The organism is Mesorhizobium sp. W016, assembly GCF_054719485.1.
Genome location: NZ_JBTTIF010000002.1, coordinates 246062 through 260762, shown reverse-complemented (window position 1 = coordinate 260762; position 14701 = coordinate 246062). Strand labels below are relative to the sequence as shown.

Genomic DNA, 14701 nt, shown 5'->3' with positions numbered 1-14701 from the left:
CAGATACTAACATCAGGAATCAGTTATGCAAGACAGCAATGGACTCACGGATCGGGCGGAGCTTGGTCCAGCCGAGAGCCCGACGCCCGACAAGACCTCCGGCTCGCGCGAGAAGGGCCTCAACCGGGTGCTGGAGATCCTGGAATTCCTGCATGTCACGCAGCGCGCCATCGGCATTGGCGATCTCGCCAAGGGGGTGAATGCGCCGCGCTCCACCACCTATACGCTGGTGCGTTCGCTGGTCGATGCGGGTCTCCTGGAGATGGAGGGCGACGGCAACCGGGTCTATTTCGGCAAGAAGCTCTACCTCTATGGGATGGACTATGTCAGGGGCAACGACCTGCTTAGGCGGGGCCGGCAGGAGGTCGACAATCTGTCGCGCGAGACCGGCGAGACCTCCGAATTGTGCATGCTGCAAAGCGGGCGCTATACCATCGTCCATTCCAGCCCCGGCACCAGGCCGTTCCGCATCAGCTCGGCCACTGGCTTACAGATCCCGCTGCCATGGACGGCATCGGGGCGGCTGCTTCTGGCCGGATTGGAAAGGGCCGCCATCCAGGACATGGTCTCGGAAGACGACCTTTTGCTGCCCGACGGCCGCAGGCTGCAGTTCGACGACTTCATTGCCGATATCGCGACGGCCAGAACGACCGGCTATTGCATCACTTCGGGGCTGGTCGACGCCTACACCAAATGCCTGGCCGCCCCTGTCTTCGCGGCCGCCGGCAAGGTCGAGGCGACGCTGTGCCTGGTGGTGCCGATCGACACTTCAGCGGAGAAGACCGACGAATTGCTGACGTTGCTGCGCCATCGCGCGGCGCGGCTGTCGATAGCGGGGTGAGCAGTTAGGCCCCGAGGCCGTCGGCTAAGCGATGATGTCCGGAATGATCTTGTCTTCCAGCGCCATCAGCCGGTCCTTGAGGAAAAGCTTCTTCTTCTTCATGCGCTGGATCTGCAAGGGGTCGCAGCCCATGGCGATCATCGCATTGATGGCCGCGTCGAAATCGGCATGCTCCTGCTTCAGGCGGGAAAATTCGAGGCGGACATCGGCCTTTTCCTGGTCGGACATTCTCTACCGTCTGCATGTCTGCGGCGCCCGGCAATGGGCATGATTGGGCGGGGGCGGCATCAATTGCCGCCGGCGCGCAGCCAATATCACATATCACATTGTCGTGGAATGCTACCACGCAGCATTCGACATCGCAGCCGGATGGTGGCAGACTGTCATGGTGCCGTCACAGATGCGACCTGCGGTGGACGTGCCTTTGACGGCTGCAATCGAGGAAACCATGAAAGGGAGAACCAATCATGTCTCTTGCATCCCATCTTGATGAGTTGCAGCGGAAACACGGTGATATCGAACGCGAGATCGACGATGCGATGAACCATCCATCGGTCGACGACCTCGAAATCGTGAATCTGAAGCGACGCAAGCTGGCACTCAAGGACGAGATTGAAAAACTGAAGGCGAAACCGACGAGACACTGACGCCCTTCCAGGATTAGACGCGCCGCCTTGGCGCGTGACTATCGCTCCGGTGGCGACATGCCGCCGGAGGCCTGTTTTTGCTACTTGATTCCGATACTGTTGGCCGGCGAAACCCGTCTGTGGGGTCGCCGCGCTGCTGCGATTTGGCGGCTCTGCTTGTCTGTCGCCATTGACAAGCCATCTTTGCTCCTCCACCTCATGCCCGAACCTCAGCGCTATGCGCTGATAGCTGTTTGAGCGTGCGTCGACGTGGACGTATGTCGCTCGGGTGATCAAGAGGCTGCCGGCATGACCGGGTATTTTTCCTCCCCCTTTGCGCGCCGGACATCGGTCGGCGTCGATGTCGGCGGCGTGGTCGTCGGCGGCGGCGCGCCGGTCGTCGTGCAGTCGATGACCAACACCGACACGGCCGATATCGACCAGACCGTCGCGCAGGTTGCGGCTTTGCATCGCGCCGGCTCCGAGATCGTGCGCATCACCGTCGATCGTGACGAGAGCGCTGCCGCCGTGCCGCGCATCCGCGAACGGCTCGAGCGGCTCGGCATCAATGTGCCGCTGGTCGGCGACTTCCACTATATCGGCCACAAGCTGCTGGCCGACCATCCGGACTGCGCCGAGGCGCTGGCCAAATACCGCATCAATCCCGGCAATGTCGGCTTCAAGGACAAGAGAGACCGCCAGTTCGCGGCGATCGTCGAAATGGCGATCAGGCATGACAAGCCGGTGCGCATCGGCGTCAATTGGGGGTCGCTCGATCAGGAACTGCTCACCCGGCTGATGGACGAGAACCAGCGCCAAGGCTTCCCGCTGACGGCGCAGGAAGTAACCCGCGAGGCGATCGTGCAGTCGGCGATCCTGTCGGCCGAAATGGCCGAAGAGATCGGCCTCGCCCGCGAAAAGATCATCCTGTCGGCCAAGGTCAGCGGCGTGCAGGATTTGATCGCCGTCTATACCGAGCTTGCCACGCGTTCCAACCATGCGCTGCATCTTGGCCTCACCGAAGCCGGCATGGGCTCCAAGGGCATCGTCGCCTCGTCGGCTGCCATGGGCATCCTCTTGCAGCAAGGCATTGGCGACACCATCCGCATCTCGCTGACGCCGGAGCCGAATGGCGATCGCACCCGCGAGGTGCAGGTCTCGCAGGAACTGCTGCAGACCATGGGCTTCCGTCAGTTCGTGCCGATCGTCGCCGCTTGCCCCGGCTGCGGCCGCACGACATCCACCGTGTTCCAGGAACTCGCCCAGAACATCCAGGCCGATTTGCGCAAGAACATGCCGGTCTGGCGGGAGAAATATCCCGGCGTCGAGAACCTCAAGGTCGCGGTGATGGGCTGCATTGTCAACGGCCCCGGCGAATCCAAGCACGCCGATATCGGCATCTCGCTGCCCGGCACCGGCGAGACGCCGACCGCGCCGGTCTTCGTCGACGGCAAGAAGTCAGCGACGCTGCGCGGTCCGTCGATCGCCGCCGATTTCGAAAAAATGGTTGCCGACTATATCGAGCAGCGGTTTGGACAGCACGGCAAAGCCGCGGCCGAATGAGCCCATGCGGGGGCTGCTCAAAGCCGGTTTGTTCCTGCTCTGCGCGCTGAGTGCCGGACAGGCGCTCGCCGATCCACCGCAATCGCGCTCGGCGGCGAAACGATTGATCGGCCGTGTCTGTGACCTGATCGAGACGCATGCCGAGCGGAACGGCCTGCCGAAGGATTACTTCGCCCGGCTGATCTGGAAGGAAAGCCGCTTCGACCCCAATGCGGTGAGCCCTGTCGGTGCCGAAGGCATCGCCCAGTTCATGCCGGGCACCGCCAAGATGCGCGGGCTGGCCGATCCTTTCGACATCGACCAGGCGATCCCGGCTTCGGCGAAATATCTCGCCGAAATGAAGACCGGCTTCGGCAATCTCGGCCTGGCGGCGGCTGCCTACAATGCCGGCGAGAGCCGCGTTTCGCGCTGGCTGGATTCCGGCGGTTTCCTGCCGATGGAGACCGAGAGCTACGTCTTCGACATCATGGGCGAACCGGCCGACAAGTTCTCCGACAGCGCCTACGCCGGAACGATCGAGCCGCTCGACGCGAAAACCAGCTTTGCCGTCGCCTGCCGCAAGCTGCCGGTGATCATGTCGAGAACCGTGGCCATGGCGTCGATCAATGTGAAGCCATGGGGCGTCCAGGTGGCCGGCAATTTCCGCAGGGGCGCGGCGATCAATCAGTGGCTGCGGGTCAGGAGCCGGTTTCCGGCGCTGCTTTCCGGTCGTGACCCGGTGGTCAGCCGGGTGCGCACGCCGATCGGCCGACGCGGCATCTACGCCGTCAGGATCGGCGTCGACGACCGTGCCGCCGCCAACGTCATCTGCCAGAAACTGCAAAGCGTCGGCGGCGCCTGTATCGTCGTGCGCAACCGATAGGGGGCGACATGACGGCCAAAATCGTCCTGCTTAATGGCGTCGGCAGCGCCGGCAAAAGCTCGATCGCCAGGGCGCTGCAAACAATCGCCACCGAGCCCTTCCTGCATGTCCAGATGGATGCTTTCATCGACATGCTGCCGCCGGCGCTGCAGGATCATGCCGACGGGTTTTCCTTTGAGACCGTGCTGGAAGACGGCAAGCCGTCGGTGGTGATCAGGAGCGGGCCGGTCGGCGCGCGAGCCATGCGCGGCATGCGCCATGCCATCGCCGCCATGGCCGGGCAAGGCAACAATCTCATTGTCGACGACGTGATCTTCAATGACGAGATAGCGGAGCACCGCAAGTTGCTGTCGAGCTTTGACCTGCATCTGGTCGGCGTCATGGCGCCGCTGGAGGTGCTGGAAGCGCGCGAGGCCGCGCGCGCCGACAGGCTGCCTGGCCTGGCGCGCTGGCAATATGGACGCGTCCACAAGGGCATGGACTACGACCTCGAAGTCGACACCAGCCGGCTGACGCCGCTTGAATGCGCCCGTCGCATCCAGGAAAGATTCCGACTATAGTGGCCGGTGTTCTTTTGTTGCAATCATGGCTCTTCCAATCGCCCAAAAGCGATAGTCACCCGTCATGTGCAGGGTCGTGGCGATTAAATATTAATGAGCCCTGCTGTAGCAAAAGAGGTCGATATCTCCGACGAGAGCTTTTTTGCGATCGTCAAAAAGGCGGGGCATAGGGGGCGGTGGCAAATTTCCTTAGACGCGTTGTAAGTGAACTTGAAACGCCGCGCGCCAAACGGCCGTTCGGTTCTGGCTGGCTGTCCGGCTCGATTGGCTTGCTTGCCGGGGTCACCGCCCTGCTGATGGTCATCGTGCTGCGCTACCCGTCGCTTACATCGATGCCGGATCTGGCCCCCATCCACCAGATGCTGTTCTTCAAGCCGGTGCTCTATTTCGTCCTCATCTCCGGCTATATCCTGGCGATCCTCAGCATGACGCTGCGCAGGCAAAAGACGCTCGGCGCGGCAGCGATGTTCACTGTGCTGCTGGCGTCGCTGGTCGGCATGCTTCCGGTGCGCCATCAACTGCACATCGACGGGGTGTTCTTCGGGCTCGATTTCTTCATCCTGAACGCCTTGTTCATGGGTGTGCTGTTCGTCCCGCTCGAACGTCTTTTCGCGCGCAACAAGGATCAGACCGTGTTCCGCGACGAATGGCGCGAGGACCTGTTCTACTATCTGGTCTCGTCGCTGCTGGTGCAGATTTTGACCTACCTGACCTTGGCGCCGTCCAACTTCGTCAATGCACAGGGCGCCCTTGGTTCGGTGCGCGCCTGGGTCCACGGCTTGCCGTGGCTGGTGCAACTGCTGGCGGTAATGTTCCTGACCGACTTTGCCCAGTATTGGGTGCATCGGGCCTTTCATCGCATTCCCTGGCTGTGGAAGTTCCATGCCGTGCACCATTCCGCCAAGTCGATGGACTGGATTGCCGGTGCGCGCATGCATTTCCTGGAAATCATCATGCTGCGCAGCCTGACGGCAACCCCGATGTTCGTGCTGGGGTTCGATGAATTGGCTATCCAGACGTATATTTTGATCGTCTACGTCTATTCGTCTTTCATCCATTCCAACATCGGGACCAGTTTCGGTCCAGTCGAAAAGATGCTGGTGTCGCCGCGTTACCACCACTGGCATCACGGCCTCGAGAAAGAAGCGATCGACGTAAATTTCGCCATCCATTTCCCGCTGCTCGACCGGCTGTTCGGCACCCATCATATGCCCGAAGGGCGCTGGCCGAACGGCTACGGCATTCACGGACATCCCGTTCCGAACGGATACTGGCAGCAATTCCTCTATCCCTTCCGGCGCGGCTAGACTGGAGCCTTTCGCGAAGCGCGCGTGTCACCGCGCCCTGGCGGGGTTAGCCCAATCCATGACAAGCGACAGAGTCCCAGATGCTTGACGGCTACATAATCTGCGGCACGCCGAGAACCGGAAGCACTTTGCTGTGCGGCCTTCTGGCCTCGACGAAAACAGCCGGCGATCCGCACTCATTCTACCGGCGGCAGGACAAAGCGGAATGGGCCGAAGAGTGGAAATTGCCGCATCCCGAGACGATGAGCGCGCATGATTTCGACGTCGCCTATCTCGGTGCGGCAATCAGCGCGGGAAGGGGCGGAACAGGCGTCTTCGGCTTGCGCCTGATGCGGGAAAACCTGGGTGAACTCTCGGCCATCCTCGACCGGATCTACCCAGACCTGCCATCGGACAAAGCACGCTTTGAAAAGGCCTTCGGCCGGATCCTCTACATCCATCTTTCGCGCGAAAACAAGCTGGCGCAGGCGGTGTCGCTGATCAAGGCCGAGCAGACTGGGCTTTGGCACATCGCGCCCGACGGAACCGAGATCGAACGGGTCGCACCGCCGCAGGAACCCCGCTACGATTTCAAGCGGATCCAGCGCGAGCTTGCCGAACTCGAAGCCTATGACGCGGGCTGGAATGTCTGGTTCGCGGAGCAGGGGATCGTCCCGCTGCGCATCGGCTATGAGCGCCTGTCAGCCGATCCGGCAGCGGCATTGTCATCCATCTGCAAGGCCCTGGGCGTTCCGGCGCCGAATGCCGCCGACGTAAAGCCGGGCGTCGCCAAGCTCTCCGACGAGACCAGTCTCGACTGGATGCACCGCTATCGTCTGGACGCGGCGATTTGATCAAGCCCTCTTTACCGTGACCGTTTCGCTGAGCCATGTGCCGATCTTACTGCCGAGGCGGTCGGGCGACACCGGCTTGGGCAGATAGTCGTCCATTCCGGACTCGATACATTTGTCGCGGTCGCCCTTCAGTGCGTGAGCGGTGACGCCGATGATTGGTGTGTGATTGCCACTCGCTGCCTCCGCCGCCCGGATGGCGCGGGTCGCCTCGTAGCCGTTCATCTCCGGCATGGAGACGTCCATGAGGATCAGCTTCGGCCGCAGCGCCCGGTACATCTCAACGGCCGTGCGGCCATTGCTGGCGATGCGGTAGCTGAGGCCAAGCCCATTGAGGATTTGGCCGAACACCAGCTGGTTCACGTCATTGTCCTCGGCGATCAGAATATCGATCGGGCCGTTTGGCGTGGCGATCGATTCAGGCACTGTGGCCGCCGGAATTGCCGGGCCGCGAATGACGGTGAAGGCGGGTGGCGTCACGGGTGCCGCCTGCGGAACAACAGGCTCGCGAACGAACTGGGCCTTGCCGATCTGGGCCCGCGCTTTCTGGATGGCCGAGATGACGGTGCCGAGCAGGATGGCCGAGCGAGCCGGCTTGGTGAGATGCGCGGCGATGCCGAAATCGATGACCATCTTGCCGAAATCGACCTGGTCGACCGAGGTCAGCAGCACCACCGGGATGGCGGAGAGACGGCTGTCGGCGGAAATCGCCTTGGCGACATCGGCGCCGTTCATGCCGGGCATCTGGTAGTCGAGGATGATGCAGTCGACCGCAGCACCGAGCTGGCTGGCCCGGTCTAGAAAGGCGAGGCCAACGGCGCCGCTTTCGGCGGCCGCGCAGTCGAAGCTCCAGCTTCTGAGCTGTTCCAGCAAGATCTCGCGGTTGACCGGGTTGTCGTCGATGACCAGCACGCGGGCGCCGGTGACATCGACCGGCACGACCTCGTTGCGCGTGTCCTGCTGATGCGCCGGCAGCGGCACGGCGAACCAGAACACCGAGCCGCGGCCGATCTCGCTTTCGACGCCGATCTTGCCGCCCATCAGGTCGATGAGGCGGGCGGCGATGGCAAGGCCGAGGCCGGTGCCTTCATGGCGGCGCGTCGACGAGCCGTCGACCTGCGCGAATTTCTCGAACACGTTCTCGAGCTTCTCGGCAGGAATGCCGATGCCTGTGTCCTCGACGCGGACCTTGAGCTGGACCATGCCGTCGACCACCTCGCCGCCGACATCGATCAGCACATGGCCCTTCTCGGTGAACTTCACCGCATTGCCGAGCAGATTGGTGACGATCTGACGGAACCGTCCGGCATCGCCGACGACATGGGCAGGCAGGCGCGGGTCGACGCGCACGATCAGCTCGAGGTTCTTTTCGGCGACGCGCGCCGACACCAGTGTGGCCACGTCCTCGACCGCTTCGGCAAGCCGGAAGGGTGCAGGATCGAGCGTCAGCTGACCGGCATTGATCTTGGAGAAATCGAGGATGTCGTTGATGATGGTGAGCAGCGCATTGCCGGACTTGACGATCACTTCGGTGAAGGTCTTCTGGCGTGCGTTAAGCTCGGTCTTGGCGAGCAGTTCGGCCATGCCCAGCACGCCATTCATCGGCGTGCGAATCTCATGGCTCATATTGGCCAGGAATTCCGATTTGGCGCGGTCGGCCGCTTCGGCCTTGAACAAGGATGCGGCGGATTCGGTGAATGCGCGGCGGATCGCCTTTTCCATGGGCCGGAAGATCCAGAGGGCGACGATGGCAAGAACCGCGAACAGAAGGCCGCTTGCCCACAACAGCAGCCTGTCGCTGGAGGCGTCGGCCAGATGGCGTTCGCCATCCATGGCGGTACGCACACGCACCAGCATCGGCTGGACGAACAGGTCGTTCTGGTTGAGGATTTCGCGCGAACTCCATTCGTCGGTCTGTTGCGCCGCCGACATCAGGTTGAAGTTGCGCACGATGTCGCGCGACGACCAGAACAGGTCGCCGTTGACGGCGGCCGACGAGAGTTCGTCCAGCGTTTTGGCCGACAGGCTCGGCTTGATCGCGGCCAACTCCGCGGACAGTGTTTCGATCTCGCTGGTCAGGCGTTGCGAATGGCCGCGCGCGGCGGCGGCAAGGCCGTCACGGGTTTCGGTGCGCCAGGTCGTGCTGGCGGTTTCGGCAAAGCTGGAGGCGTTGCGCAGGTCGCGGGTGAAGACGACGAGATTGCTGCTCAGCGCGTCGATGTCGTGGCGGAAGGAATTGACGCGATTGAGCGCAAACATCACCGCGGTGGAAGCCAGCGCAAAGATGAGCAATCCCGAGATGTAGCGGATCCGGATCGAGCGGATGAAGAAAGAATATTCCGGCATGCGCAACCCCAACACATACGCATCATTTTAACGGTCGGGATTACGCTTGATTTACATTAAAATTCCGTTCGCGCCTGGCGGGCCGTCAAGATCCTGGCTGCACGTGCCCGGAGTTGGCGCCATAGAGGGTGGCATCGCATTCGCGCATCATGCGCAGTGCTTCTTCCTCGGTCAGGCCAAACTTGCGCATCATGCTCCGGATTTCGGGGCCTACAGCTATCTCCACCGGTCTTGCCGCCTGGCGGGTCTTCCTGGCCTTTTTCTTGGACATCAGTTCGTTTCCCGTCCTGCACATGTTTCGCATCAGCCCTGGCCTGGCCTCACCGTGCTGCGCCAGACCATGGGCGCATGGCAGATCAGGCGGCTGCCAGCCTCCTCCCGCACGCCGGTCGCGAGCCGCACGGCGCGCCTGGCGATCTCCTCGATCGGCGGCGAGAACGTCGTCAGCCGGTAAGAGGCCCAGTCGGCCTGCTCAATGTCGTCAAAGCCGATGACGCAGAGATCGCGGGGTACGCTGATGCCGAACTCGTGGCGGGCCGCATCGAGAAAGCCGCACGCAATCAGGTCGGTCACGCAGAACGCCGCATCCGGTCGCTGCCGGCCGGAAAAGAGCCGCCTGGCGCCATCGGCTCCGGTGGCATAGCCGGTGCGGCCCTCGCGCCACACGGTCACCTCCAGCCCTTCCTTCTGCGCGGCGGTAAGGAAGGCGGTTTCGCGGGAGAGCAGGCTGGGCGTGCCGGCAGCCGAGGTCACCAGGGCGGGGCGGGTACAGCCGGCCCGGATGAAGGCATGCAGCGCTGCCTCTGCGGCTGCAGCATTGTCGACACCGATATTGTGCGGGCCGTCGAAGCGGTCATCGCGATTGATCAGCACCAGCCGCTGGCCGTTCTCAAGACAGGTGCGGATCAGCAACTGCGGCGGCGAGCCGGACAGAACGATGCTCGCATCGGCGCGATAGTTCAGCGTGTTGCGCAGCGCCTGGTCGACATGGTGGCTGGGGCCGGAGGTGTTGAACACCATGGCCATTTTGCCGGCGTCCCGCAGATGTTGGGTCAGCGCCTTCTGCAGGCGGGCATGATAGGGCGTGTCGCCATCGGCAACGATGAGGCAGACAATGCCGGTCGAGGCCCGCATCAGGCCGCGAGCCAGATGGTTGACGTGATAGCCGAGTTGCTCGGCCGCCAGCATCACCCGCTCGCGGGTTTCCCCGGAAACGGAAGCGCCGGGCGTGAAGGTACGTGACACGGCCGAGCGCGAAACCCCGGCGAGGTCGGCAACCTGCTGGGCGCTGGAAAAACCGGTGCGGATTCTCGGAACCGTCAAGCGAACGCTCTCGCTGCTGTTTTCGTGATTCTTTGCACGCCCGTGCAATGTAATGCAACTCTTCTGCCATTGCCACCCACCGCACTTGACAGGCATGGCGGAATGCAACAGCTTTGCACAGCCGTGCAATACAAGCCGGCTCAAGAGTGGCATCGGAGGAATACCCTGTCCATTTCGCCGAAGACGGCATTGAGGGCGCGATTGTCCGGACCGGCTGCATGAGCAGGGCGGCGGCGCATCCGAAGGCGGACCGGCTGTCCGAGGCCGAGATGGACAGGCGTGCCGAGGTCTGCCGGAAACTGCTTGTCACGGCCGGGCAACTGGCGATGGAAGGCTATGCCCGGCAGGGCGCCGTCCAGCCGGTGGCGATGAAAGGCCCGCAAGATTTTCTCACTGAAACCGACGGCAAGGTCGAGGAGCACATCCGCGCCACTCTGGCAGATGCTTTTCCGCAGGACGGGTTTTTGGGCGAGGAAGGCGGCGGCACCGGATCGGCCCGCATGTGGGTCGTCGACCCGATCGACGGCACAGCCAATTTCATGCGGGGCATTCCGCATTTCTGCATTTCGATAGCTTTCGTCGAGGACGGCCGCAGCGAGATCGGCGGCATTGCCAATCCGGCCATCGGCGAAACGTACTTTGCCCGTCGCGGGCAAGGCGCGACGCGCAATGGCGCGCCGATCCATGTGTCGCCGACGCAAGCGTTCGACCGCGCCTTTGTCGAGTTCGGCTGGTCGCCGAGGATTCCCAATCGCGACTATCTGGACAAGGTGAGCCTTGTCTGGGCACTCGGCGCCAATGTGCGGCGCTCCGGCTCCGGAGCGCTTGGGCTGGCCTATGTGGCCGACGGCCGCTCGGATGCCTATGCCGAGCTGCACATCAATTCGTGGGACTGCCTGGCCGGATTGCTGCTGGTGGAGGAGGCCGGCGGCCGTGTGAACCGGTTCCTCGACGGCGACGGCATGGCGAAGGGCAATCCCGTGCTAGCGGCAGCACCCGGCGTTGCGGCGACATTGTCCCAGGTGATCGGAGTGCCGCTCGACGACGGGTAGATCGTTTCCAGTGAGAAGACAGGGAGGAATATCGATGAAGACATTTGACAGTAAGCAAGGCTTGCGCGCCGCCTGGCTTGGCCTTGGCGCGGCGCTGGCCATGTTCGGATTGGCGAGTGCCGCCCAGGCGGCCGACCGCAGCCTCACAATGTATTGCGCCGTCGACGAGGCCTGGTGCCGGGCGATGGCGACCACCTACCAGAAGGAGACGGGCGTCAGCGTCGACATGACCCGCATGAGCGCCGGCGAAATCTACGCCCGCCTCCGGGCCGAGAAGGACAATCCGCAAGCCGATATCTGGTGGGGCGGCACCGGCGACCCGCATCTGCAGGCGGCGGAAGAGGGCCTCACCCAGGAATACAAGTCGCCGCAACTGGCAAACTTGCGCGACTGGGCGCTGAAGCAGGCCGACAGGTCGAAGAACCGCACGGTCGGCATTTATCTCGGTGCGCTCGGCTACGGCTATAATGAGGAAGATCTGAAGCAGCGCGGGCTGACCGCTCCGGCGTGCTGGGCCGATCTGGTCAAGCCGGAATTCCAGGGCGAGATCGAGATGGCCGACCCGAATTCATCGGGCACGGCCTGGACTATGCTTGCCACCATCGTCCAGCTGATGGGCGAGGACAAGGCATTCGACTATCTCAAGCAGCTCAACAAGAACATCGCCGAATACACCAAGGCAGGGGCCGCGCCGGCGCTCGCCGTCGGCAAGGGCGAGACGCTGATCGGCATCTCCTTCCAGCACGACGTGATCAATGCCGCGAAACAGAACCCTGCCGTGAAGGTGGTGTCGCCTTGCGAAGGCACCGGCTTCGAGATCGGTTCGATGAGCATCGTGACGGGCGCCAAGCATGCCGAAGAGGCGCAGAAATTCTACGACTGGGCGCTGAGCCCGGACGCGCAGAAGCTCGCGGCGCCGAACGGCAGCTTCCAGATCCCGTCGAACACCGCCACGCCGGTGCCGCCCGAGGCGCCGGACCTCTCGAAGATCAAGCTGATCGACTACGATTTCGCCAAATACGGCTCGTCGGCCGAACGCAAGCGGCTGTTGAAGAAGTTCACCGATGAGGTCCGCAATGGCGGCTGAGCGCGTTCTTTCGCGCTCACTCTAGCATCTGATCGCCGGCTGCCCCTCGCGGCAGCCGGCGCACCATCCTTTGGCACAGAAAGACATTGAATGGCCGCGGCCGGTTCCATGGTCAGTTCCGCTCCTGGACGCAGCGCGCTCGCCTGGGTGATGGCCGCGTGGGCGAGCTTCGTGCTCTTGCCTTGGTACAAGGTCGAAGGCGGCTTCCTGTCGTTCGAGTGGCTTGCACAGCCGGCGGATGCGACGCCGGCCATCATGCTGGCGCTCGGTGGCCGGCCCTGGCTGTTGCCGCTTGTCCTGCCGCTTCTGCTGGCGAGCTGGCTGGTGGCGCGCAACAACCCCAAGAGCCTGGCGGTTGCAGGCGCGGCGGGCCTGCTGTGGCTGGCCATCGAAGGCTTTTCCATCATCCATTCGGGCTGGGGATTTGGCTTACTTACCCGGATCGCCGGCACGCCGGGACCGATACAGCCGGGGCTCGGCTGGGGTGCGGCGCTCTATGCCGTGGCGATGCTGATGTTCATCGCCGAGGCGCTCGCCGCGCGCGGCTGGTGCAAGGGCGACCGTTTCGTCGTCGGCTCGCTCTCAATCGTGATTGCTTCGCTGATCCTGTTCGTCGCCTATCCGCTGCTGTCGATCCTCACCTCGGCCATCCAGGACAATGACAGCAATGTCGTGCCGGCGCTGTTCGTCGAAAAGATCTTCAGCGCCAACATATGGAGCCTGCGCTGCCTCTATGGCGAGGGCCCCTGCGGCGTGGCGTGGAACACGGTGGCGATCGCAGTCCTCGTCGGCTTTTTCTGCACGGCGCTTGGGCTGGCTCTGGCGCTGATTGCGCTTCGCACCAAGCTGCCGGCCAAATGGCTGCTGCGCGGCCTGTCCATCCTGCCGATCATCACGCCGCCCTTTGTCATCGGCCTGGCGCTGATCCTGCTGTTCGGCCGCGCCGGCATCGTCACCAACCTCATGTCGGTGCATCTCGGCATTCCGCGCAGCCGCTGGATCTATGGCATGGCCGGCATCACCATCGCGCAGGTGCTGGCCTTCACGCCGATCGCCTTCCTGGTTCTGGTCGGCGTGCTGCAAGGGGTCAGCCCAAGCATGGAGGAAGCATCACAAACCCTGCGCGCCAGCCGCTGGCGCACGTTTCGCACCGTCACCTGGCCGTTGATCCGGCCGGGGCTGGCCAGCGCCTTCCTGATTTCGTTCATCGAGAGCATGGCCGATTTCGCCAATCCGCTGGTGCTGGGCGGAAACTTCAACGTGCTGTCGACCGACATCTTCTTTGCAGTGGTCGGTGCGGCGCACGACCAGGGCCGCGCGGCGGTGCTGGCGATCGTGCTGTTGATGTTCACGCTGGCAGCCTTCGTCATCCAGCGCCGCTGGATCGGCAGCCGCAGCTACGTCACCGTCGCAGGCAAGGGCGATGGCGGTGTACCGGCGACGCTGCCCAAGGCCTTGCGGATCGGCTGCTACGCCGCCGTCGTTCCGTGGCTGGTTCTGACCATCGTGGTCTACGGCATCATCCTGGGCGGCGGTTTCGTGCAATCGATCGGGCGCGACAACACGCCGACGCTCCAATATTTCCTCACCGCCTTTTCGATCGAGAAAGGCGTCAATGGCTGGTTTTTCAGCGGCTCGGCCTGGCCGTCGCTGCTGATGACCATCGGCCTGGCGCTGGTGGCGATGCCGTTCACCGCGGCGCTCGGCATCCTGACGGCCTATCTGCTCGACCGGCAGCGTTTCGCCGGGCGTACCATGTTCGAGTTCCTGGCCATGATGAGTTTCGCCATTCCCGGCACGGTGATCGGCGTCAGCTATATCCTTGCCTTCAACGTGCCGCCGGTGCAGTTGACCGGCACCGGGCTGATCATCGTCATCTCCTTCATCTTCCGCAACATGCCGGTGGCGATCCGTGCCGGGCTTGCCAATCTCGGACAGATCGACAAGAGCCTGGACGAGGCATCGCTGACGCTTGGGGCGCGGTCTTTTGCTACCTTGCGGCGGGTGATCCTGCCGATCCTGAAGCCGGCGATCGTGACCGCGATGATCTACAGTTTCGTGCGCGCGGTGACGGCGGTCAGCGCCGTCATCTTCCTGGCGAGCGGCCGGTTCAATCTCGCCACGGTCTACATTGTCGGGCGCGCAGATGTCGGCGAATACGGCATCGCGATTGTCTATTCGGCGGTGATGATCGTTGTCATGATGGTCATCCTCATCGGCATCCAGCTGCTGGTCGGCGAACGCCGGCTCGGCCGGCGCCGTGCGGGTCCGGAAGCCGTCGTGGCGGCAATCTGATGGGGAGAA

At 63.2% G+C, this 14701-nt stretch carries 14 protein-coding genes; 10 read left to right on the top strand and 4 right to left on the bottom strand.

Features of this window, described 5'->3' with window-relative positions; genetic code table 11:
* Nucleotides 1–25: 25 nt before the first annotated feature.
* Entirely contained in the window at nt 26–841 is an 816-nt protein-coding gene (locus ACYG9V_RS01635; RefSeq protein WP_023752881.1) for an IclR family transcriptional regulator, read from the top strand.
* Between the two features lie 24 nt (nt 842–865).
* Here the strand turns inward: ACYG9V_RS01635 and ACYG9V_RS01630 are convergent, their stop codons facing one another.
* Nucleotides 866–1069, bottom strand: a complete 204-nt coding sequence (locus ACYG9V_RS01630; protein WP_023673103.1) for a YdcH family protein — start codon at nt 1067–1069, stop codon at nt 866–868.
* Between the two features lie 239 nt (nt 1070–1308).
* Here ACYG9V_RS01630 and ACYG9V_RS01625 point away from each other — a divergent pair, with 239 nt between their 5' ends.
* The 6 genes from ACYG9V_RS01625 to ACYG9V_RS01600 all read left to right on the top strand — a co-directional run bounded on the left by ACYG9V_RS01625 (nt 1309) and on the right by ACYG9V_RS01600 (nt 6592).
* The gene (locus ACYG9V_RS01625) at nt 1309–1488 is read left to right on the top strand and encodes a YdcH family protein (RefSeq protein WP_023684024.1); all 180 of its coding nucleotides are present in this window, start codon (nt 1309–1311) and stop codon (nt 1486–1488) included.
* Nucleotides 1489–1776: 288 nt separating this feature from the next.
* Entirely contained in the window at nt 1777–3030 is a 1254-nt protein-coding gene (ispG, locus tag ACYG9V_RS01620; protein ID WP_023684023.1) for a flavodoxin-dependent (E)-4-hydroxy-3-methylbut-2-enyl-diphosphate synthase, read from the top strand.
* A 4-nt stretch (nt 3031–3034) separates the two neighbouring features.
* Nucleotides 3035–3892, top strand: a complete 858-nt coding sequence (locus ACYG9V_RS01615; protein ID WP_023826714.1) for a lytic transglycosylase domain-containing protein — start codon at nt 3035–3037, stop codon at nt 3890–3892.
* Nucleotides 3893–3900: 8 nt separating this feature from the next.
* Nucleotides 3901–4452 (top strand): chloramphenicol phosphotransferase CPT family protein, encoded by a 552-nt coding sequence (locus ACYG9V_RS01610; RefSeq protein WP_023690061.1) that lies wholly within the window; start codon nt 3901–3903, stop codon nt 4450–4452.
* Nucleotides 4453–4628: 176 nt separating this feature from the next.
* Entirely contained in the window at nt 4629–5759 is a 1131-nt protein-coding gene (locus ACYG9V_RS01605; RefSeq protein ID WP_460221897.1) for a sterol desaturase family protein, read from the top strand.
* A gap of 80 nt (nt 5760–5839) precedes the next feature.
* Entirely contained in the window at nt 5840–6592 is a 753-nt protein-coding gene (locus tag ACYG9V_RS01600; protein WP_023715042.1) for a Stf0 family sulfotransferase, read from the top strand.
* Here the strand turns inward: ACYG9V_RS01600 and ACYG9V_RS01595 are convergent, their stop codons facing one another.
* From ACYG9V_RS01595 to ACYG9V_RS01585, 3 genes are all read right to left on the bottom strand, one after another.
* Nucleotides 6593–8935, bottom strand: a complete 2343-nt coding sequence (locus ACYG9V_RS01595; RefSeq protein WP_352765140.1) for a response regulator — start codon at nt 8933–8935, stop codon at nt 6593–6595.
* Nucleotides 8936–9020: 85 nt separating this feature from the next.
* Nucleotides 9021–9206: a hypothetical protein gene (locus tag ACYG9V_RS01590; protein WP_023684018.1), complete on the bottom strand. Its 186-nt coding sequence runs from the start codon at nt 9204–9206 to the stop codon at nt 9021–9023.
* Between the two features lie 32 nt (nt 9207–9238).
* Nucleotides 9239–10258 (bottom strand): LacI family DNA-binding transcriptional regulator, encoded by a 1020-nt coding sequence (locus ACYG9V_RS01585; RefSeq protein ID WP_352765139.1) that lies wholly within the window; start codon nt 10256–10258, stop codon nt 9239–9241.
* Between the two features lie 218 nt (nt 10259–10476).
* On the opposite strand from ACYG9V_RS01585, the gene ACYG9V_RS01580 reads away from it, so the two are divergent.
* The 3 genes from ACYG9V_RS01580 (at nt 10477) to ACYG9V_RS01570 (ending at nt 14692) form a co-directional block, all read left to right on the top strand.
* A complete protein-coding gene (locus ACYG9V_RS01580) occupies nt 10477–11310 on the top strand; it encodes an inositol monophosphatase family protein (RefSeq protein WP_352765137.1) in 834 nt (277 codons plus the stop codon).
* Between the two features lie 34 nt (nt 11311–11344).
* A complete protein-coding gene (locus tag ACYG9V_RS01575) occupies nt 11345–12397 on the top strand; it encodes an ABC transporter substrate-binding protein (protein WP_023673092.1) in 1053 nt (350 codons plus the stop codon).
* A gap of 90 nt (nt 12398–12487) precedes the next feature.
* Nucleotides 12488–14692 carry an ABC transporter permease gene (locus ACYG9V_RS01570; RefSeq protein ID WP_460221896.1) on the top strand — a complete coding sequence of 735 codons (2205 nt, stop codon included), beginning with the start codon at nt 12488–12490 and terminating at the stop codon, nt 14690–14692.
* Nucleotides 14693–14701: the final 9 nt, after the last annotated feature.